The 18,868-nt window shown below is 69.6% G+C and carries 16 protein-coding genes and 3 tRNA genes; 13 read left to right on the top strand and 6 right to left on the bottom strand.

Features of this window, described 5'->3' with window-relative positions:
* Positions 1-13 precede the first annotated feature (13 nt).
* From FNM00_RS07835 to FNM00_RS07815, 5 genes are all read left to right on the top strand, one after another.
* Positions 14-799, top strand: a complete 786-nt coding sequence (locus FNM00_RS07835; protein ID WP_143912872.1) for a carbon-nitrogen hydrolase family protein — start codon at positions 14-16, stop codon at positions 797-799.
* On the top strand, positions 796-1,857 hold the full coding sequence (locus tag FNM00_RS07830; RefSeq protein WP_143912871.1) for a hypothetical protein: 1,062 nt from the start codon (positions 796-798) through the stop codon (positions 1,855-1,857). The genes FNM00_RS07835 and FNM00_RS07830 overlap by 4 nt, the downstream gene beginning before the upstream one ends.
* 232 nt (positions 1,858-2,089) lie before the next feature.
* A tRNA-Ser gene (locus tag FNM00_RS07825) sits at positions 2,090-2,178 on the top strand.
* 42 nt (positions 2,179-2,220) lie between these two features.
* Entirely contained in the window at positions 2,221-2,850 is a 630-nt protein-coding gene (locus FNM00_RS07820; protein ID WP_143912870.1) for a class F sortase, read from the top strand.
* A 62-nt stretch (positions 2,851-2,912) separates the two neighbouring features.
* Positions 2,913-3,395 carry a hypothetical protein gene (locus FNM00_RS07815; protein ID WP_143912869.1) on the top strand — a complete coding sequence of 161 codons (483 nt, stop codon included), beginning with the start codon at positions 2,913-2,915 and terminating at the stop codon, positions 3,393-3,395.
* A gap of 288 nt (positions 3,396-3,683) precedes the next feature.
* On the opposite strand, the gene FNM00_RS07810 is transcribed toward FNM00_RS07815, so the two are convergent.
* Positions 3,684-3,770, bottom strand: a tRNA-Ser gene (locus tag FNM00_RS07810).
* Between the two features lie 79 nt (positions 3,771-3,849).
* Positions 3,850-4,500, bottom strand: a complete 651-nt coding sequence (locus tag FNM00_RS07805; protein ID WP_143912868.1) for a TetR/AcrR family transcriptional regulator — start codon at positions 4,498-4,500, stop codon at positions 3,850-3,852.
* A 232-nt stretch (positions 4,501-4,732) separates the two neighbouring features.
* Here FNM00_RS07805 and FNM00_RS07800 point away from each other — a divergent pair.
* Together FNM00_RS07800 and FNM00_RS07795 are read left to right on the top strand one after the other, a co-directional pair.
* Positions 4,733-4,805 (top strand) — tRNA-Arg (locus tag FNM00_RS07800).
* Between the two features lie 114 nt (positions 4,806-4,919).
* Positions 4,920-5,390: a hypothetical protein gene (locus FNM00_RS07795; RefSeq protein ID WP_143912867.1), complete on the top strand. Its 471-nt coding sequence runs from the start codon at positions 4,920-4,922 to the stop codon at positions 5,388-5,390.
* On the opposite strand, the gene FNM00_RS07790 is transcribed toward FNM00_RS07795, so the two are convergent.
* Positions 5,383-5,823, bottom strand: a complete 441-nt coding sequence (locus FNM00_RS07790) for a CBS domain-containing protein (protein WP_143912866.1) — start codon at positions 5,821-5,823, stop codon at positions 5,383-5,385. The two genes, FNM00_RS07795 and FNM00_RS07790, sit on opposite strands and share 8 nt — an antisense overlap.
* 111 nt (positions 5,824-5,934) lie before the next feature.
* Between FNM00_RS07790 and FNM00_RS07785 the strand changes: the two genes are divergently transcribed.
* The 4 genes from FNM00_RS07785 to FNM00_RS07770 all read left to right on the top strand — a co-directional run bounded on the left by FNM00_RS07785 (position 5,935) and on the right by FNM00_RS07770 (position 12,130).
* Entirely contained in the window at positions 5,935-7,242 is a 1,308-nt protein-coding gene (locus FNM00_RS07785; RefSeq protein WP_143912865.1) for an LssY C-terminal domain-containing protein, read from the top strand.
* A gap of 58 nt (positions 7,243-7,300) precedes the next feature.
* Positions 7,301-10,417 (top strand): ATP-binding protein, encoded by a 3,117-nt coding sequence (locus tag FNM00_RS07780; RefSeq protein ID WP_143912864.1) that lies wholly within the window; start codon positions 7,301-7,303, stop codon positions 10,415-10,417.
* Between the two features lie 102 nt (positions 10,418-10,519).
* Positions 10,520-10,870 (top strand): YciI family protein, encoded by a 351-nt coding sequence (locus FNM00_RS07775; protein ID WP_143912863.1) that lies wholly within the window; start codon positions 10,520-10,522, stop codon positions 10,868-10,870.
* A gap of 6 nt (positions 10,871-10,876) precedes the next feature.
* Positions 10,877-12,130 (top strand): RNA polymerase sigma factor, encoded by a 1,254-nt coding sequence (locus FNM00_RS07770; protein ID WP_143912862.1) that lies wholly within the window; start codon positions 10,877-10,879, stop codon positions 12,128-12,130.
* Between the two features lie 160 nt (positions 12,131-12,290).
* Here the strand turns inward: FNM00_RS07770 and FNM00_RS07765 are convergent, their stop codons facing one another.
* The 3 genes from FNM00_RS07765 to FNM00_RS07755 form a co-directional block, all read right to left on the bottom strand.
* Complete coding sequence (locus FNM00_RS07765) at positions 12,291-13,139, bottom strand: ABC transporter permease (RefSeq protein WP_143912861.1); 849 nt, start codon at positions 13,137-13,139, stop codon at positions 12,291-12,293.
* Entirely contained in the window at positions 13,136-14,134 is a 999-nt protein-coding gene (locus tag FNM00_RS07760) for an ATP-binding cassette domain-containing protein (RefSeq protein ID WP_143912860.1), read from the bottom strand. Before FNM00_RS07760 ends, FNM00_RS07765 begins: the two co-directional genes overlap by 4 nt.
* A 234-nt stretch (positions 14,135-14,368) precedes the next feature.
* Positions 14,369-15,463, bottom strand: a complete 1,095-nt coding sequence (locus FNM00_RS07755; RefSeq protein ID WP_143912859.1) for an LCP family protein — start codon at positions 15,461-15,463, stop codon at positions 14,369-14,371.
* 156 nt (positions 15,464-15,619) lie between these two features.
* Between FNM00_RS07755 and zwf the strand changes: the two genes are divergently transcribed.
* Together zwf and FNM00_RS07745 are read left to right on the top strand one after the other, a co-directional pair.
* Positions 15,620-17,035, top strand: coding sequence for a glucose-6-phosphate dehydrogenase (gene zwf / locus FNM00_RS07750; RefSeq protein ID WP_143912905.1), 1,416 nt, complete (start codon positions 15,620-15,622; stop codon positions 17,033-17,035).
* Positions 17,028-18,854, top strand: coding sequence for a glycoside hydrolase family 15 protein (locus tag FNM00_RS07745; protein WP_143912858.1), 1,827 nt, complete (start codon positions 17,028-17,030; stop codon positions 18,852-18,854). The genes zwf and FNM00_RS07745 overlap by 8 nt, the downstream gene beginning before the upstream one ends.
* The last annotated feature ends 14 nt before the right edge of the window (positions 18,855-18,868 follow it).

Below are 18,868 nucleotides of genomic sequence, written 5' to 3'. Positions count from 1 at the left end.
GACACTGGTGCGCATGCGTATCGCCGTGGTCCAGCTCGCCGCCGATATCGACGCGGCGCGCAATCGTGAGCTCATCGCCTCCGCCCTCGCGGGGATCGAGCCCGGGTCGACCGACCTGGTGGTGCTGCCCGAGGCCGTCATGCACGATTTCGGCAGCGCCGACCATGATCTCGCCGCCGTCGCCGAGTCCCTGGACGGTCCCTTCGTGTCCTCGCTGACCGAGCACGCGGCACGTCTCGACACCACGATCGTGGCCGGGATGTTCGAGCGCACCGACGGACTGCCGTACAACACGCTCGTGGTCGTCGGCCCGGACGGCCTACGGTCGACCTATCGCAAGATCCACCTCTACGACTCCTTCGGTTATCGCGAGTCCGATCGGCTGCGTGCCGGGGCGATCGAGCCCGTCGCGATCGACATCGCCGGAACCCGGGTCGGGCTGATGACCTGCTACGACCTGCGCTTCCCCGAGCTCGCCCGGGCGCTGATGGACACCGACCCCGTCCCCGACGTCCTGGTGGTCCCGGCAGCCTGGGTCGCGGGCGAGCGCAAGGTCGATCACTGGCGCACGCTGCTGGCCGCTCGCGCGCTCGAGAACACCGTGTACGTCGTCGCGGCGGCACAGGGAGGCGATCGCTACACCGGTCATTCCTTGGTCGTCGATCCCTGGGGCTCTATCGTTGACGAGGTTCGCGGTACCGACACCGCCGTGATCCGCGCCGATCTGGAACCCCGGGTCGTCGCCCGTTCCCGCGAGGTCAACCCCTCGCTCGCCAACCGGAGGATGCGCTCGACGTGAGCACCACGCAGCCCGGCCGCCGTCGCCGTCTCGACGCGTCGGTCGCCCCGGTCTACGAGCGGCCCACCCGCGGACCGCGCTTCGCCTCGCCGCGCACGGCGCGCACCTTCGAGTGGCTCACGGTCGTCGGCTGGCTCCTGGGCTTCGTCGGGTCGCTGAGCAGCGTCGTGGCGACGCCCGTCTCCATCCCCGAATGGGTGTGGCGGTCGAGCGCCGCCCTCCTGCTGGTCGCGTTCTCGATGATGCTCACGCACCGGGTCGGTGGCCACATGCGGTTGTGGGTGCCGCTCGCGGTCCTGGTGGCCGCGGGAGCGATCGTCACCGAGCGGGGACTGCTGCTGGTGGCAGCCGCCGGACTGACCGCCGTGCTCTCCGCGCTGGTGGCGGTCATGCTGACGCTGCCGGCCCCGACGGTGGGCGCCTCCCTGCGCGAGTACGGCATCTCGCTCCTGCTGGCTGTGAGCGGAACGGTCGGTGTCGCCGCCTGGAACGCCCCGGCGAACGTGCCGGTGTACAGCGGTCTCGTGCTCGCCTCGGCGGTCGCACTGGGCGTGGCGACCATGTGGAGTCTCGGCGCCGGTCTGCACGGCTTGAGCCGGCAGCATCTGTGGATCCTCGTGGGCGTCGCCGTCGTCGCGGTGCTGCTGTTCGTCTACGGCGGCATCGTGCGCCTCTACGGCAGTCCGGGGCTGAAGGAGGCGCTCGATGACTCCATCATCTGGATGCGCCAGAACATCGGCGGGGTCCCCCGGCCCTTCGAGGTCCTGATCGGCTTCCCCGCCATCATCGTGGGCACGTCCTTGCGATCGCGCTACCGCGAGGGATGGTGGGTGTGCGTCTTCGCGGTGCTCGGCACCGCGGTCATCACGACCTCGCTCATCGACCCGGGTGCCTACCCGTCGTACTTCGCCTTCTCGACGCTCTACTCGGCCGCTTTGGGCATCCCGATCGGGCTGCTGCTGCGGCGCATCATCCTCTCGCCGCGCTCGGCGCGAGCCGCCCGTGCGGTGGCGCCTCCGTCCCGGGTCGAGCCCGGACGGTTCAGCCCGCTGAAGTGACCCCCTCTGTCGGCTCGGGGCGGTGATTGGTCAACCGCCACGAGGGTGTGTCAGGTGCACCATGCACCGACATCGTGCCCGAGCGGATCGCGGTGACGTGTCAACCAGCCGATCCCGCCGGTGGCAGTCGCTCGGGAGTTCCGTGCCGTCGCGGTGGTCACGACGGCCCATGGAGCGCGGCGCTGGTGCCGGGTGCGAGAATCGAGATGGCCTCATCTCGCGAGATGAGCCAGGAGGGGTGCCGGAGTGGCCGATCGGAACCGCCTTGAAAGCGGTCGCTGGCAGAGATGTCAGCCGCGGGTTCGAATCCCGCCCCCTCTGCTCCACGACGGGCACCGTGCCGCCTGCTGAAAGGGGACGATCGTGACGAGACGACGCGTAGCGACCCTGGCCGCGGTGGTCGTCCTCCTGATCGTCCTCGTGGCGGTCGGGTGGTTGGTCGGCCGAGGAGAGGATGAGCCCACCGCGGCTCCGAGCCCCTCGCCCACCCCCACCGAGCCCGCCGAGGACCCCTGCACCACGGACGAGCCCTTCACCCCGTCCTCGGCCGTCGTCGACGGCATCGACGCGCCCGTCGTGGCGATGCCACGCGACGGCAACGATGTGCCCGGAGTGCTGCCCCTGGACGGCGAGGGGGCCTCGGCGATCGCCTGGGACGAGCCGCCGGGCGTCTCCCCGGGGGATCCGTCCGGCAATGTGCTGCTCAACGCGCACACCTTCCCCGACGACGGCGCCCTGGGCAATCGGTTCCTCGACGAGCTCGAGATCGGCGATCCGATCGAGCTGCGCGGCGACGACGGACAGCGCCTCTGCTACGAGGTGAGCGAGCGCGTCGAGGTCCTCGCGGCCGATGGCTTCCCCCGTTACTACGAGGACGCGGGATACCCGCAGATCGCCCTCATCGTCTGCTCCGGCGATCGTGTGGGACCCGGTGACTGGACCCACCGCACGATCTGGTTCGCCGTACCGGCCGAGGCCGATCTCGCCTCCTGACTGCGTGCGACACTGGTGTCGCCCGCCATCCGTCCCGACTCCCGATTGGGCCCATCGATCCTGTGACTCAGCAGCCTGAACCCTCCGCGCCCGCGCCCCGCTCGCTCTATCGCCTCGACCGCGCCCACGCGATGCTCAGCATCGGAGCCTATGTCCTGGTGGCCGGTGTCGCGGTCCTGGTGGCCTTCTGGACGGTCCAGTTCGATCCGTGGGGTGCCATCGTCGCCGCGACCGGTGCAGTGGTGGCGGTGCTCGCCCTCGTGCTCGCCGCGCGGCTCGCGCTGCGTCCCCCGGTGGTCCTCATGCTCGACGGGGCCGGGTATCGCGGACGTGTCCGGGCGCAGCGCCACGCCTTCGAGGGACGCTGGAAGGACGTGCGCGACGTGAAGGCCTCGTCCCGCCACCTCCGCTTCACCACCGTCACGAATGATGAGCAGGTCTTCCCACTCGAGACGATCGACACCCGCGACCGCGCCCGGCTGCTGCGCGATGTCTACGATCGCCTGAACACCGCCCACGGATACACCCGCTTCACCTTCGACTGACCCTCACCGACACACACCGCCTGGGCGATGAGTAGGCGTCCTTCTGGCGAGGCGATCGGTGTATCAGCGTCCTTTCGTTCGCTCAGAAGGACGCCTATGCACCGCTCACGGGCGGGGATGGACGCTGACACACCGCCCGCGGGGCGGGTTGGGTGCGGAGCGCTTGGGCGAGGGTGCGGGCTGGGTGGTCGGCTTTGGGGCGGAGCGAGCTCCGCACGCTATCGGGTGGGGTGGACACCAGCATGAGAAAAGCGAGGAGCCAGCTCGGCTGGCTCCTCGCTTGGGGTGCGGAGATGGCGGGATTTGAACCCGCGAGAGGTTTAACCCTCAACCCGCTTAGCAGGCGGGCGCACTAGGCCACTATGCGACATCTCCTGGCGCACCGGATCGGCCGATTCGATGCAACCTGTTCAGGATAGCGGCCGATCACGGCCCGCCCGGAATCGGGGGCGGGTCAGTTCCGCGCGCCGTGGACGAGTGAGTAGTGGTCCCGTCGGGACAGCGGGTCCTCATCGATCGGCGTCGCCTCGTGCGGGTGGGCGCGCAGGCCGTCGAGCATCAACGTGATGAGCCGGTGCGGCACTGACGACTCCTCGCCCATCGGAAGGGTCTGGATGCTCGACATCGTGAACGGGATCGTCGCGATATCGGTCGCGGTGACGTCCCCACGGAGACGCCCCTCGTCCTTGGCCCGTTGCACGTACTCGACGATCGGCTCGCTCCATTTACGTCCCGGCTGGTACTCGGGGTCGTTGTGGTGCTGACGCCGCATGATCGACGCGGTGGCCGGCTGCGCGACCAGCAACTGCACGCTCCGCCGGATGAGTGTCTCGATCGCGTCCCAGCCCGAGGACTGCTGAGCGCATTCCTCGGCGACGACATCGAATCGCTCCACGATGCGGTCGTACAATGCGCGCACGAGATCGGGGTGAGAAGGGAAGTTGCGGTACACGGTGCCGATGCCCACACCGACCCTGTCGGCGAGTCCGTGAAGAGGCGCGTCGATGCCGAGTTCGGCGAAGTAATCTTCGGCACCCACTAGCAGACGCTCGCGGTTCGCGACCGCGTCTCGCCGCGTGGGGAGCCGACGTTCTGGCTTGGTCATGGGTCCACTGTACGAGGCTTTGAGTAACAATGTTTAACGGGACGAATGTTTGAAATTCCAGTGACTATTGCGGGTCATACGGGTCCGGTCCTCCAGGTGGCGGAGGCCTGGTCCGGCATCCTCCGGAACGACCATGACGACCCGCTGATGAGAGCGAGAGGGGTCGAGGGGCAGGCCCGAATTGGGAGACCCGCGAAGGACCGGGTAGAGTAGGCGAGGCCGTTATCGGCAAGCGCCTGTAGCTCAACGGATAGAGCATCTGACTACGGATCAGAAGGTTTGGGGTTCGAATCCCTACAGGCGCGCTCCACATCCCTCACGAGGTCTCCGGCATCCGTCGGAGGCCTTCGTCGTTCCCCGGAACCCTGCGGGCCCGGCTCCGTCTCGGTAGGGTCGCACGGGAGATCGAGGAGGGTCCTATGGCCGAGTCCCAGACGCCCGATGCCGACACCAAGCGGCGCGTCGTCGACGCGCTGACCGAGCGCGTCCGCGAGGAGCTCGCCGCGGCGCAGGCGAGCGTCGAGGCCGAACAGGCCGCCAGCGAGCTCGACCCCGAGGATGTCGTCCGCGCCGATGACCAGTCCCAGGCCGATGATGCCGGCGACCTGAAGCCGCTCTTCGAACGATCCGCGAGCCGTCAGCAGGAGATCCTCGACGCGATCGAGGCTATCGACTTCTCCGAGACCGATGTTGCCCGTCCCGGAGCGGTCATCGGCTTCGACGGCGATCGCTACGTGCTCGGCGTGGTCTCCGATGCCTTCGAGGTCGACGGCATCACCTATGAGGGCATCGCACCCGACGCGCCGGTCGCCGCCGCCGTCGACGGCCTGCGTGCCGGCGACAGCTTCACCGTCGGAACGCGCACAGTCCGCCTCGAGTTCGTCAGCTGACCTCGGGGTCGGCGTCCGCCGCCCCCTGGGCACGTTCCCGTGCTCGCGCCGCCACGCCCTCGTCGGTGCAGAACCCGGTACCCGAGGACTTGAGGCACAAGAGCCCGAGCAGCCGGTCCCCGTCCACGACGGCCAGTCGCCGGCGCCCCTCGGCCACCATCCGCCGCCGCAGCGGTTCGAGCTCGGTCGCCGGGGGAACGGTCCGCTCGGCGAGCAGGCCGTGGACACTCGCCAAGTCCTCGCGCCCGGCTGCCTCCAGATCCTCCCGCTCGATCACGGAGACGAGTCGGTCGCCGTCGGTGATCAGCAGCGCGTGCACGTGGTCGTCGGTGAGGATCTCCAGGGCCTGCGCGACGGTGCAGCCGGTCGGCTCGATGCGTGGAGATCGCAGCATGCCGTCGACGGCCGTCGGGGCGGCCGGCCGTTCGCTCATCGTGGGTCTCCCTCCGATCGATCTCCAGCCTAGGGCGTGGGGAGGCCTACGCTGACCTCGTGACCACTACGCAACCCCGATCGGGGGAGGCCAGGCCCCGAGGAGCGCACCGTGATTGAGCACGGCGCCTGGCGTCGCGGCCGGCCGGTCACCACCCCGCCTCCGTCGCAGCCGCCGAGCTATCCCCGCCCGCCGCGGAAGACGAGCCGCGACTGGACGGTGGAGGACGCCGTCGACGGAGGCTTCTTCGTCGTCGCGGCACTCCTCGTCGTCTGGCTCGGCTGGGAGGTGCTCTCCGGCGAGTCCGGCCTGTCCCTCCTCGGGATCGTGAGCGGGATCGTCTTCTGGCTGCTGCTCGCCTATGTGGGTCTCCCGCGGCTGCAGCAGCTGCTCGCCCGGATCTACGTGCCCGACTACTTCATCGGACGCGCGGTGACCGATGTCGGCCTGCTCGGCGACGTGGTCAACCTGGCCGCGGACGGCTCCGCCGAGGACGTGCACGAGGCGATGACCCGCGCCGGCTGGACGCGCGCGGACGACGTGACGCTCCGGTCCTCGTGGGGCATCGTGGTGTCGGCCGTGCTGCGCCGGTCCTATCCGGCCGCGCCCGTCTCACCGCTGCTCCTGTTCGGCCGCCAGCAGGCCTTCGCCTACGAACAGGAGGTCGACGGCAACGCCTCGCAGCGGCATCACGTGCGATTCTGGCCGGTCCCCGAGGGTTGGGTGCTGCCCGGCGGCTTCCGCGTCGACTGGCTCGCCGCCGCCACCTACGACCGCGCCGTCGGTCTCTCGGCGTTCACCCTCCAGGTCACCCACAAGGTCGACGGCGACGTGGACATCGAGCGCGACTACGTCGTCGGCACCGTCCGCTATGCGGTGCCGGAGACGCGACTGCGCGTGATCGAGGACTTCTCGACCGCCTTCACGTCGCGCGACGGTGGTGGCGACATCGTCCGCACCGACGGCTCCCTCGCCATCGTGGACGTAGACGGACTCAGTGGACAGCACACCGCGCCGTCCCCCGGCGCACCCCGGCGCGCCCCCTGGGAGCGACGGCTACCACCGCCCGCCCTGCTGATCTGCGGCGCCTTCGGGCTCGTCAAGGCGTTGTTGACGCTCATCGGCGCGATCACCCTCGCTCTGCACGGCGGACTCGCCGACACCATCACCGAGGTCGCCGGCATGGCCGTCGGCGCGTCGGCCGTGGTCGCTCTGTGGGGGTTCACCCTCGGCCGCCGACGCTGGGCCCGCACCCTCCTCATGGCGGTCGCCACCGTCGACGCGGTCTCACAGCTCGTCCTGCTCTCCGGGGACGCGCATCCCGGTCTGTTGGTCCTCGCCACCACCAGCCTGTCGGTGCTCGTCATCGTCACGGTGAGCTCGACCTCCGTCCGCCGCTGGGTCACCGGCCGCGCCTGAACCGGTCCGCGCGCTCGTCGCGGGGTCGTGTCGGTGCGACGTGCGACAATCACTGGCGATGTTCAGTGCCATTCTCGGTCGCGATGATTCGACCTCCCGGCTGCGGGAGGACGTCGAGCGCACCGTGTCCAGCCACGGCGGCCTGGTCCTGATCAGTGGCGAGGCCGGCATCGGCAAGACCACGCTCGTCGGCTCCGCGGTCGAGCACGCCCGCGCCATCGGGGCGATCCCGGTCGTGGGCACCTGCTCCAGCTCACCGGCGGCCCCGGCCCTGTGGCCGTGGACGCAGGTGGTGCGTGCCCTCCATCGCGCCCTCGGCACCTCCGAGTTCGGCACCTTCATCGCCGATGCCGGCCTCGATCCCACGGACCTCACCACCCTCGTCGAACCCGGGGCGGATCCTGAGTTCGGTCTCTTCGACTCGATCGCCTCGATGCTGGCCGCGGTCGCCCACGTGCACCCGCTCGTCATCGTCGTCGAGGATCTGCACTGGGCCGACCCGGCGACGGTCGATCTGCTGGGCCACCTCGCCCGACACACGTGGTTCGAGCGGCTGCTGCTCGTCGGCACCTATCGCGACACCGAGATCGACGACGGCGGCAGCCCGGCTCATCGAGCGTTGACCGCGATCTCGCCACAGGCCGGCACGATCGCGGTCACTGGTCTCGATCTCGAGGCCGTCGAGGCGTTGGCCCATCGGGTGTCCGGTCAGCGACCACCGGCCTCGTTCATCGCCGACCTGCACCGGCGCACCGGCGGCAATCCGTTCTTCGTCGAGCAGACCACCCGCCTCTGGGCCGGCGGCTACGGCGAGCACGCCCTCGCCCCCGGGGTCATCGAGGCCGTCCGCCGGCGTCTCGCCCCGTTGCCGGAGAGCACCATCGCGCTCCTGCGGGCCGCCGCGATCGTGGAGAACCCCGCCTCCCTGCGGGTACTCGCGGAGGTGGCGGGGATGCCCTTCGGGCGTGCCTCGGCCGGTGGCGCCGCGGCGCTCTCGGCGCGACTGCTCCGCGTCGACGGCGAGGGCCGGTACGCCTTCGTGCACGATCTCGTCCGCGAGACCGTGCTCACCGATCTCGATGCCGATGCGGCAGCGGAGCTGCACCGTGCCGTCGTCGTGGCACTGGACGAACACCCCGATCTCGTCCTGCCGGGGCAGGCCGCGGAGCATGCCGTCGCCGCGGGTGCCCTGATCCCGGCCGAGCAGACCGTCGACCTGCTCGTCGCGGCCGGTCGCGATGCCAACGCACGACTGGACCTCCCGGCCGCCGCGGACTGCTATCGCCGTGCCGCCGACCTGACAGCCGACCCCGACCGCAGGGCGCTCATCCGGCTCGACCTCGCCACCGAGCTGCACTTCGCGGCAGCACTGCGCCGTGAACCTGACGACGCGGCCACCGATCTCATGGTCGAGCTGCTCGACACCGCCGCGGAGCTGTCGCCCACCGCGGGGGCGCGCCTCGCGCTCGGCCTGCAGCGTTATCCCGATGTCGACTCCGCGCGGGTCCAGGCGTTGCTGAGGCACAGTGCGACGGCTCTGCTCCCCGACACCCCGGACGACGACGCGGAACTCGCGGCTGCCGTCGTCGATCACCTGGCCGCGGCAGCACGAGCCGGGTCCGATCACGAGGTGCTCGCGGCCATGTTGACCGTGCACCACGCCTCACTCTGGAGACCCGGCACGGCGGCCGAGCGGCACCGGGTGATGCACGAGCTGGAGATGGTCGCCCGCCGCACCGGTGACCGCGACACCGAGCAGTTCGCCGCCTCGATGCAGTGGGTGACGATGCTGGAGCTGAACGACCCCGGCTATCTGGAGCAGTACCGGGTCTTCGCCACGCTCGCCGCGCGTTACCGCACCCCGCGGCTCGCGGCGAGCGAACATGTCGACGGCGCCCTCATCTCGGGCTTCCGGGGTCGCTTCGACGAGGCCTGGGAACGCTTCGCCACGGCAGAGACCCTGCTGCCGTCCGAGGACCTCTTCTGGTGGATCACCCGCTATCTGAAGTGGAACCTGCACCTGCTGCGCGGTGATGAGCGATCGGCTCGGGCCATGCTCGAGCCGTTGCTCGGGGGTGAGCTCGACAACGAGCTCCTGCTGGCGACTCAGTGTGTCGCGGAGCGGCGCTTCACCGAGGCCGCCGCGCATCTGCGCCGCGTCGATGCCGAGAGCGACTCCCTCCCGCAGGTGGTCCACGACCGGGTGACGGCCCAGGTGGCGGCCGGCACCGGCGACCCGGAGCTCATCGAACGTGCCCGTGCCCGTCTCGCCGACCTGAGCGGAAGTTGGTCGGTCGACCTCTATGGCATGGACCTGGGCGGGCCGGTCGACCTCTACCTGGCGATGGTGGAGGCGGCCGACGGGGAGCGCGAGCGTGCCATCGAGCTGGCCGAACGGGCGATCGGCCAGGCCGAGCACCTCTCCACGCCCTACTGGGCGACGGCGGCGAGGCTCGAGCTGATGTCGATGCTCGACCCCGACGACCCACGCGTCCCCGTCGTCAGGGAGCGGCTCCGCGATGCCCTCGGCAACATCGAGGCTCCCGCGATGAGGGCCCGAATCGAGAGCCTGCTCGATGACATCGCCTCGACGGTCGCCGTGGCCCACCCCACCGCGGAGGTGATGACCGGCGAGTTCCGTCGTGACGGGCCCACCTGGCGCGTCGGGATCGGTGGGAGGTCGGTGTCCGTGCCCGATGCCAAGGGGCTGGGAGACCTCCACGCTCTGGTCTCTTCCCCGGGCGCCGATATCGCCAGCGTGGACCTACTGACACCAGGAGCCGAGCTCGAGGCATCGGCGGCCTCGCGATTCGGGGGTGACCCGGTCCTCGACGACACCGCTCGCGAGCAGTACCGCATCAGGCTCGATCAGCTGGACGGGCTCCTCGACGCCGCGGGGCAGCGCGACGACACGGAGCGCCGCGACACTCTGCTGGCCGAGCGAGCCGCGCTCATCGACGAGCTCCGTGCGGCCACCGGGCTCGGCGGTCGCTCACGCCGCCTCGGCGATCAGGCCGAGCGCGCTCGCAAGACCGTCGGCGCGCGTATCCGCGACACGCTGCGCCGGCTGGACGACGTGCACCCTGAGCTCGCGGCCCATCTGCGTGCCTCGGTGAGCACCGGCAGCGCCTGCGCGTATCGACCGCAGGAGCCGATCAGCTGGGTCTTGCGATGAGAGAATCGATCCGTCGGAGCCGGGTTGTCGATTCTTCCGCCGCTCGTTCGTCTACCAGGTGAGAGTCCGCATCCGGCGGATGACAACGGAAGGAACACCGACATGAAGTACGTCATGCTGCTGATGGGGAATCTGGACGACGCTCGCTGTGGCGAGGGTCCCGAGGCTCCGAGCGATCAGGACTTCATCGACTTCGACCGGGAGCTGGAGGAGGCAGGCATCCTGCGCGGCGGGTTCGGTCTCACCGATCCCGAGTTGGGCACCACCGTGACCAAGGCCTCGTCGGATGCCGCTCCCGTCATCACCGCCGGCCCGTATGCGGAGAGCCGTGAGTTCGTCGGCGGCACGATCGTGATCGAGGTCGACGATCTCGACGAGGCACTGCGCTGGGCCGCACGATGCCCGGGTGCCGTGGGCGGGCGGGTCGAGGTCCGTCCCATGCTGGAGTTCTGAGCGGGGATGACCGGCCGGCCCGACGAGCTCCTCGCGCGGCTGCACCGCGACGAGTGGGCTCGGCTGGTCGCCGTCCTCGTGCGCCAGTTCGGCGATATCGAGCTTGCGGAGGAGGCCGCGCAGGCGGCGATGGAGACCGCCCTCGTCCGCTGGCCGGACGAGGGCGTCCCCCGCTCGCCGAGCGCCTGGCTGCTGACCACGGCGCGCCGGACGGCGCTGGACCGGGTGCGCCGCGATGCCGTCTACACCGGCAAGCTCGCGGGGTACGCCCTCGAGCACCCGGCCAGCGCGCCGCCGGCGGAGAACGAGGCGATCGCCGGTCTCGAAGACGTTTACGACGAACAACTCGCCATGATGATGGCCTGTTGCCATCCCGCGATCGGTCCGGCCGATCAGATCGCCATGATGTTGCGCTTCGCGGCTGGTCTGACGACTGCCGAGGTCGCCGCCTGCCTGCTGCAGAGCGTCCCCACGCTGCAGGCGCGGATCACCCGCGCCAAGAAGCGCATCGCGGCCAACCGCATCCCGGTCGCCGTGCCCCGGGAGTCCGATGCCCTGGCCGAGCGCCTGGACCTCGTGCTGAGTGCCATCTCGTTGATCTACACCACGGGCTACGACACTCCCGCCGGTGAGCGGGTCGTGCGCGCGGAACTGACGGGCGAGGCGCTTCGTCTGGCGCGCATCGTGGTCGGGGCCCTTCCCGAGCAGGCGGAGGCCGAGGCCCTCCTCGGACTTCTGCTGCTGACCCAGGCGCGCGAGCCCGCACGTATCGATGCGGACGGGGTGCCCGTCGCCTTGGAGGATCAGGAGCGTGGCCGCTGGGATCGCGCCATGATTGCTGAGGGGACGACCCTGGTCGAACGGGCCGCGCGGCGTCCGACCGCCGGTCGCTTCACGATCCAGGCGGCCATCGCCGCCGTGCATGCTGAGGCGGTCTCCTTCGGCCGCACCGACTGGCGCCAGATCGTCGTGCTCTACGACCTGCTGCTCGCCCGAGGGGACGATCCCGTCGTCCGGATGAACCGCGCCATCGCCATCGCTCGACGCGATACTCCCGCAGCCGGTCTGGCGCTCCTGCGCGAGCTGGAGAGCGTACCCGAGCTCGAACGCCACCATCCGTTCCACGCCGCGCTGGCGCTGCTGCACACCGAGGTGGGCGATATCGAGGCTGCGCGGGCATCGTGGGAGCGTGCTCGCGAGCTCGTCGACGGCACGCCGCAGCGGCGGTTCATCCAGCGCAGACTCGATGACCTGCGCTGAACGACCCGCCGCCGTCGGGGGACCGATGATGATGCTTTACGGCTGCCGGGGCGACCCGAATGCATCGATTTTCGAGCGGGACCGCACCGATGATGATGCGTCGTGGCTGCTATGGCCGCCACAACGCATCATCATCAGTCCCCCGAGTACGCCGTGACGCCTACTTGCGGTTGTAGAGGCGCATGGTCGCCGCGCCGAAGACCGCGATCAGGCCGGCGCTGAGGATCGCGAGCCAGAGCAGGTCCGTGCCCGGCCAGTCCCCGCTCATCAACGCGCGGACGCTGTCGACCGCGAAGGTGATCGGGTTGACGTTCACGAAGGCCTCGAGCCAGTTCGGCATCGTCGACGGATCGACATAGGCGCTGGACAGGAAGGACAACGGCATGATCAGCATCATGCTGACGCCCATCACCGACTTCTCCGAGCGGAGCATCAGCCCGAACATCGTCCAGATCCACGACAGCGCGAAGCAGAACAGCAGCAGCACCGCCACGCCCGCGAGGACGCCCGTGACGCCGCCATCGGGCCGGTAGCCCAGGATGAGCCCCATCGTCACGATCACGACCGACGCGATCAGGTAGCGGAAGCCGTCGCCCAGCAGGTAGCCGACCATCGGCGCCGGCCGCCAGATCGGCAGCGTGCGGAAGCGATCGAAGACGCCCTTCTCGATATCGGTGTTGACCGACAGCCCGGTGTACATCGTGATCATCACGATGCTGACGACGAGGATGCCCGGCAGGAAGAACTGCAGGTAGTCCGTCGGCGATCCCGCCAGCGCGCCACCGAACAGATAGGTGAACATCAGCGTCATCATGATCGGGAACAGCGTCACGTCGAACAACTGCTCGGGCACGTGCTTGATCTTCAGCAGGGCGCGCCAGCCGAAGGTGGTTGACGCGGCCCAGGCGGACGGACGCGGCGGACGCTCGGTGGTGAACACCCGAGCCAGGTCGGCCGAGGTCGGCGTCTTCAGCTCGGTGGTGGTGGGAGCGGTGTCCTGAGCAGTCATGCCGCATCCTCCTCTGCTGTCGCGGGTCGGTCGGTGAGGGCGAGGAAGACCTCGTCGAGGCTCGGCTGGCCCATCGAGAAGGCATCGACGACGATGCCCGCGCGGGCGAGCTCGCCGAGGGCCACGCCCGTCTGATGGGCCGCCATCTCGTTGACCGGGCTCGTCCCGCCGTCACCGCTCTCGCGGACGCGTGCGGTGAGCGCCACCGGGTCGGCGTCGCGCTGGATGTCCGCCGCGAGGGTCTCCGCGAGGATGGCCGCGGCCTGCTCGCGTCGTTCGGCATCGCGCAGCCGGACGTGGACGCTGCCGAGCCCGATCGAGGCCTTGAGCTCGCCCTTGGTGCCCTCGGCGATGACCTTGCCCTCGTCGATCACGGCGATGCGGGAGGCGAGCTGGTCGGCCTCGTCGAGGTACTGCGTGGTGAGCAGCACTGTGGTGCCCTGGCCCACGATGGCGCGGATGATCTCCCACACCTGGTTGCGGCTGCGCGGGTCGAGCCCGGTGGTGGGCTCGTCCAGGAACAGCAGCTGGGGCACCGACAGCAGGCTCGCGGCGATATCGAGTCGCCGGCGCATGCCGCCGGAGTAGTTCTTGACCTGACGCCGTGCGGCGGCGGTCAGGCCGAGCGTCTCGAGGAAGAGATCGGATCGCGCAGCGGCCGCCTTCTTCGAGTAGCCCAGCAGCCGGCCGAGCAGGACGAGGTTCTCGTGGCCGGTGAGGTCCTCGTCGACCGAGGCGTACTGACCGGTCATCGCGACGAGACCGCGCACGGTATCGGCCTCGCGGACGACATCGTGGCCGAAGACGCGGGCCTCCCCGTCGTCGGGACGCAGCAAGGTCGCCAGCATCTTCACGGTGGTCGTCTTGCCGGCTCCGTTGGGGCCGAGGACGCCGTAGACCGTCCCGGCGGGCACGGTCAGGTCGATTCCGTCGACCGCGGCGGTGTCGCCGAATCTCTTGACGAGTCCGCGGACTTCGATGGCCGCATCGGACACGGCTCACTCCTCTCGTTGGTTTCACCCAGAAGGCGCGAGGAGCCCGCTAGATCCGATCTAGCGGCCACCACGTCGATACGCGCCAGAGGGCGGTAGGCCATCAACCTCTCGTCGCGGGTAGGGGTAGCTGGTCAACGTCATCGAGGCTGGATGGGGTTGACCAGCTACCGCTGCGCACGGGACGGAGGCGCGAAGGGTTGACCAGCTACCGCCACGAGGCGGGGAGAGCTGGCCTCAGCCGCAGATGGAGGTGTCGGCGGTGGTGGCGCCGGCGCTCGGACCAGTGGAGGAACCGGGCTGTTCGGGCTGCTCGGGGGCCGCAGGATCGGCAGGCTCCGTGGTCTCCTCCGCCGCCGGCTCCTGGCCCGGAGGGACATCGTCGCGCAGCGCAGCGAAGAGCGTGCGAGCCTCGTCGGTCATCTCGACGCGGTTCTCGTCGAAGCTGGCGGGCTGCCAGGGCATGACCTGGAAGGTGATGCCCGAGAGCGGCACCCGCGCGAGCCGGCGCGCGAGCCCGGTCATGTCGCCGACACTCCCCAGCTCGTCGTCCACCGTGAGCGACTTGGTGACCGCGTCGAGCAGCCGCACGAGACGATCGGGACGGGTCAGCACGCCCTGGCTGGTGGCCTTCTGCGCGATCGAGGACATCACCAGCTGTTGATGTTCGAGGCGGGCGATGTCCGATCCGTCGCCGAAGGCGTGCCGGGTGCGCGCCAAGGCGAGGGCCTGCTCGCCGTCGAGCTCGTGCCGGCCCGCGTCCAGGTCGACCATCGAGAGCTCGTCGCGCACCGGCTCCTCCAAGCACATCTCGATGCCGCCGATCGCATCGACCATGCCGGCGAAACCGTCGAAGTCGAGCACGACGAAGTGGTGAACCGGAACCCCGGTCACCTCCTGTACGGCTTTCACGGCGCAGCCGGGACCGTACTCGAAGGTGGCGTTGATCATGCTGAGGCCACCGGCGAAGCCGTCGTCCTCGCAGGCGGGGACCTCGGTGGTGAGATCGCGCGGGATCTGCACGGCGTCGACCCGGGAGTCGTCCTCGGAGAGATGCGCGAGGACCATCGAGTCGCTGCGCCCGCTGCCGTCGTCCTCGCCGTACTTGCCCTCACCGGCCGAGCGGCTGTCCGAGCCGATGATGAGGATGTTCAGCGGACCATCGGGCTCGGAGGCCGCCGTGGTGTCGACATCGATCGTCTTCACATTGCCGGCGAGCTTGAGCGCGATACCGCCCACGAGGAGCACGGGCAGCACGACGGCCACGATCACGCTGGTGATGATCCGTCGTTTGCGCTTGGGGCGGATGATGTGCCGGCCGCGCTTGCCCATGGTGCTCCCTGATTTCTGATGACCGGCTCAAGGGTAAGCGGTCCACACTAATCCCTGTGCCGCCGGAGCGCATCTGGGGGCCCTGTCGCCTTCATCGTGCAGGTGGACGCCCACGGTCGTAGCGTGAAATCCCCGTCCATCTGCGAGGAGCGATCCGTGGAGTCCACCCCGTCCGATCATCTCGAGCCGCAGGTCATCGTCCTGTTCGGCGCCAACGGCGACCTCGCTAGTCGCAAGCTCTATCCGGGCCTGTACGCGCTCGCCGCGGCCGGTCTGCTGCCCCCGGACTTCCGCCTCATCGGGACCGGCCGGCACGAGCCCGAGGGCGGGGACTTCGGTGCGGTCATCGAGGGGGCGCTCGACCGCTTCGTCGGCGATACCGATCCGGCCGTGGCGGAGAGGCTGACCGACCGGGCCTCGTTCGTGACCTCGGCCGACGACGGTGAGGATCTCGCGGCTGCGGTCGGCGATGCACGCGACGAGCTGGGCGGCGACGCCCGCGTGCTCGTCTACCTGTCGGTGCCTCCCTCGGCCATGACCGGGATCGTGCGGATGCTGGGGGAGACCGGCATCGCGGACGGGGCACGGCTCATCGTCGAGAAGCCCTTCGGCAGCGACCTGCCCTCGTCGCGCGAGTTGGACGCGGCCTTGAAGGAGGTGGTCGCCGAGGACCAGGTCTTCCGCATCGACCACTTCCTCGGCAAGGAGGCGGTGCAGAACATCCTGGCCTTGCGCTTCGCCAACGGTCTGCTCGAGCCGGCCTGGAATCGCGGACACGTGGCCTCGGTGCAGATCGACGTGCCCGAGGAGCTCACCATCGAAGGCCGTGGCTCGTTCTACGAGGGCATCGGCGCCTTCCGCGACATGATCGTGACCCACCTGAGTCAGGTGCTCGGCTTCGTCGCCATGGAACCTCCCGTGCACCTCGACGCGCTGAGCCTGCGCAATGAGAAGGCCAAGGTCTTCGCCGCGATGAAGCCGCTCGACCCCGAGCGGGTGGTCTTCGGGCAGTACGAGGGTTACCGCGACGAGGACGATGTCGATCCCCAGTCGCAGGTGGAGACCTTCGTGGCGGCGGAGGTGTTCGTCGACAACGACCGGTGGGACGGTGTGCCTTTCTATCTGCGCACCGGCAAGGCGCTGGCCGCGACCCGCCGCACCATCACCCTCACCTTCCGCACACCGGCCGGCGGCCGCTTCGGCGATCAGATCGACTGCCCGGATCAGCTCGTCCTCGAGATCGGCGACGAGCCCGAGATCGGGATGGAGATCTGGGCGAAGCGGCCGGGCCCGGAGATGTCTCTGGTGCGCTCGGCCGTCGCGATCGAGGTGCCGGCCGAGACGGAGTCCGCTCCCTTGGAGGCCTACGAGCGTCTGCTGCTCGACGCCATGCGCGGCGAGCAGACCCTGTTCACGCGTTCGGACGAGATCGACCGTCTGTGGCAGGTCGTGACACCGGTCTTGGACGACCCTCCCGAGCCGGTGCCCTATGCCCAGGGGTCGTGGGGGCCGGAGGCCGCGCTGGAACTGCCCGGCGCCATCGGGTGGCGGGTCGGACGCGACGATGGCTGAGGAGGACGGAGGCCCGGAGTTCCTGCCCATCGCCGATCACGGTCTCATCGGCGACCTGCGCACCGCGGCCCTCGTGGGCACCGACGGCACGGTCTCGTGGTTCTGTCCGAGCCGCTTCGACCAGCCGAGTGTCTTCGCTTCTCTGCTCGACCCCGAGAAGGGAGGCTCGTGGGCCCTGCGCCCGGTCGACGGCGCGGTCCGCACGCAGCAGTTCTACTTCCCCGACACCGCGATCCTTGCTACCCGATTCCTCACCGAGGAGGGGGTGGTCGAGGTCCACGACCTCATGCCGGTCACCGGCGCACACGATGACGACCACCGACAGCGGCTGGTGCGTCGCGTCACCGCCGTGCGGGGGAGGGCCTGGATCTCGACCCGGGTGGCCGTGAGACCGGACTACGCCCGCGAGGATCCCCACCTGGAGGGGGTCGACGGCGGTGTCCTCCTGACCGGCCCGCGCACGCGGCTGGGTCTCAGCTCGACGGCTGAGCTCACGATCGACGGCCCCGATGTATGCGCCGATGTCATGCTCGACAGCGGCGAGTCCGCCCTGTTCGTGCTCGAAGCGCTCGAGGACGGCGACGTCCTCGAGCCCTGCGGCGACGAGGACACCCACGCACTGTTCGAGAAGACCTCGCGCTTCTGGCGCGGGTGGCTGGCGACCTCGCGCTACCAGGGCCGATGGCGCGAGACGGTCCATCGCTCCGCCATCACCTTGAAGCTGCTGACGCACGAGCCGAGTGGGGCGGTGGTGGCCGCGCCGACCACGAGCCTGCCCGAGCGGGTCGGCGGCGGGCGCAACTGGGACTACCGGTATGTGTGGATTCGCGACGCCGGGTTCACCTTGTACGGCCTGCTGCGCCTGGGGTTCACCGACGAGGCCGGCGCCTTCGTGCGGTGGCTCTCCGAACGACTGGGCGACGAGGAGCACGCCGACCACGATCTCGGTCCGTTGCGGGTGCTCTACGACATCGACGGCGACACCCCGGTCGACGAGCATGCGCTGGATCACCTGCGGGGCTACCTGGACTCCCAGCCCGTCCGGGTCGGCAATGCCGCGGTCGACCAGCTGCAGTTGGACATCTACGGCGAGGTCATCGACTCGATCTACCTCTACAACAAGTACGGCCCGGGCATCAGCCAGGATGCGTGGTCCGACCTGCGTCGCGTGCTCGACTGGCTGCTCGAGCACTGGGACGACGAGGACGCCGGCATGTGGGAGATCCGCGAGGAGGGCCGCAAGCACACCACCTCCCGGCTCATGTGCTGGGTCGCCGTCGAGCGGATGATCCGGATGGCACGCTTCCGCAGCCTGCCCGGCGACCTGGAGGAGTGGTCGCGTGTCCGTGACGAGATCCACGCGGCGATCATGGAGAACTGCTGGAACGAGAAGCTGCAGGCCTTCGTACAGTCCGAGGGCGGCTCGGCTCTGGACGCCGGGGTGCTGCTGATGCCGATGGTCAAGTTCACCTCCCCGGTCGATCCCCGCTTCCTGTCCACGCTCGCCGCGATCGAGGAGCGGCTCGTGGCCGACAGTCTCGTCTTCCGCTACGACATCGACCACGCCCCGGACGGACTCGACGGTGAGGAGGGCACGTTCAGCCTGTGCTCCTTCTGGTACGTCGAGGCGCTGACCCGGGCGGGCCGTCTGGAGGAGGCCGAGATCGCGCTGGAGAAGATGTTCACCTATGCCAACCACCTCGGGCTGTATGCCGAGCAGGTCGGGGCGACGGGCGATCAGCTCGGCAACTTCCCGCAGGCGTTCACCCACCTGGCGCTCATCAGCGCCGCACTCAATCTCGATCGCGCCCTGGGCTGACCGCTCGGCGGGCC

Origin of the sequence: Aeromicrobium piscarium (assembly GCF_007421815.1) — a bacterium.
Taxonomy (GTDB): domain Bacteria; phylum Actinomycetota; class Actinomycetes; order Propionibacteriales; family Nocardioidaceae; genus Aeromicrobium; species Aeromicrobium piscarium.
Note: the sequence above shows the minus strand (reverse complement) of the source record. Positions and strands in the feature narration are given on the sequence as shown.

Excerpts from the sequence above, each read along its gene's own strand:
- FNM00_RS07835 (WP_143912872.1), top strand. The coding sequence starts at position 14 with ATGCGTATCGCCGTGGTCCAGCTCGCCGCCGATATCGACGCGGCGCGC.
- FNM00_RS07805 (WP_143912868.1), bottom strand. The coding sequence starts at position 4,500 with ATGACCAAGCCAGAACGTCGGCTCCCCACGCGGCGAGACGCGGTCGCG.
- FNM00_RS07795 (WP_143912867.1), top strand. The coding sequence starts at position 4,920 with ATGGCCGAGTCCCAGACGCCCGATGCCGACACCAAGCGGCGCGTCGTC.
- FNM00_RS07790 (WP_143912866.1), bottom strand. The coding sequence starts at position 5,823 with ATGAGCGAACGGCCGGCCGCCCCGACGGCCGTCGACGGCATGCTGCGA.
- FNM00_RS07780 (WP_143912864.1), top strand. The coding sequence starts at position 7,301 with ATGTTCAGTGCCATTCTCGGTCGCGATGATTCGACCTCCCGGCTGCGG.
- FNM00_RS07775 (WP_143912863.1), top strand. The coding sequence starts at position 10,520 with ATGAAGTACGTCATGCTGCTGATGGGGAATCTGGACGACGCTCGCTGT.
- FNM00_RS07770 (WP_143912862.1), top strand. The coding sequence starts at position 10,877 with ATGACCGGCCGGCCCGACGAGCTCCTCGCGCGGCTGCACCGCGACGAG.
- FNM00_RS07765 (WP_143912861.1), bottom strand. The coding sequence starts at position 13,139 with ATGACTGCTCAGGACACCGCTCCCACCACCACCGAGCTGAAGACGCCG.
- FNM00_RS07755 (WP_143912859.1), bottom strand. The coding sequence starts at position 15,463 with ATGGGCAAGCGCGGCCGGCACATCATCCGCCCCAAGCGCAAACGACGG.
- FNM00_RS07745 (WP_143912858.1), top strand. The coding sequence starts at position 17,028 with ATGGCTGAGGAGGACGGAGGCCCGGAGTTCCTGCCCATCGCCGATCAC.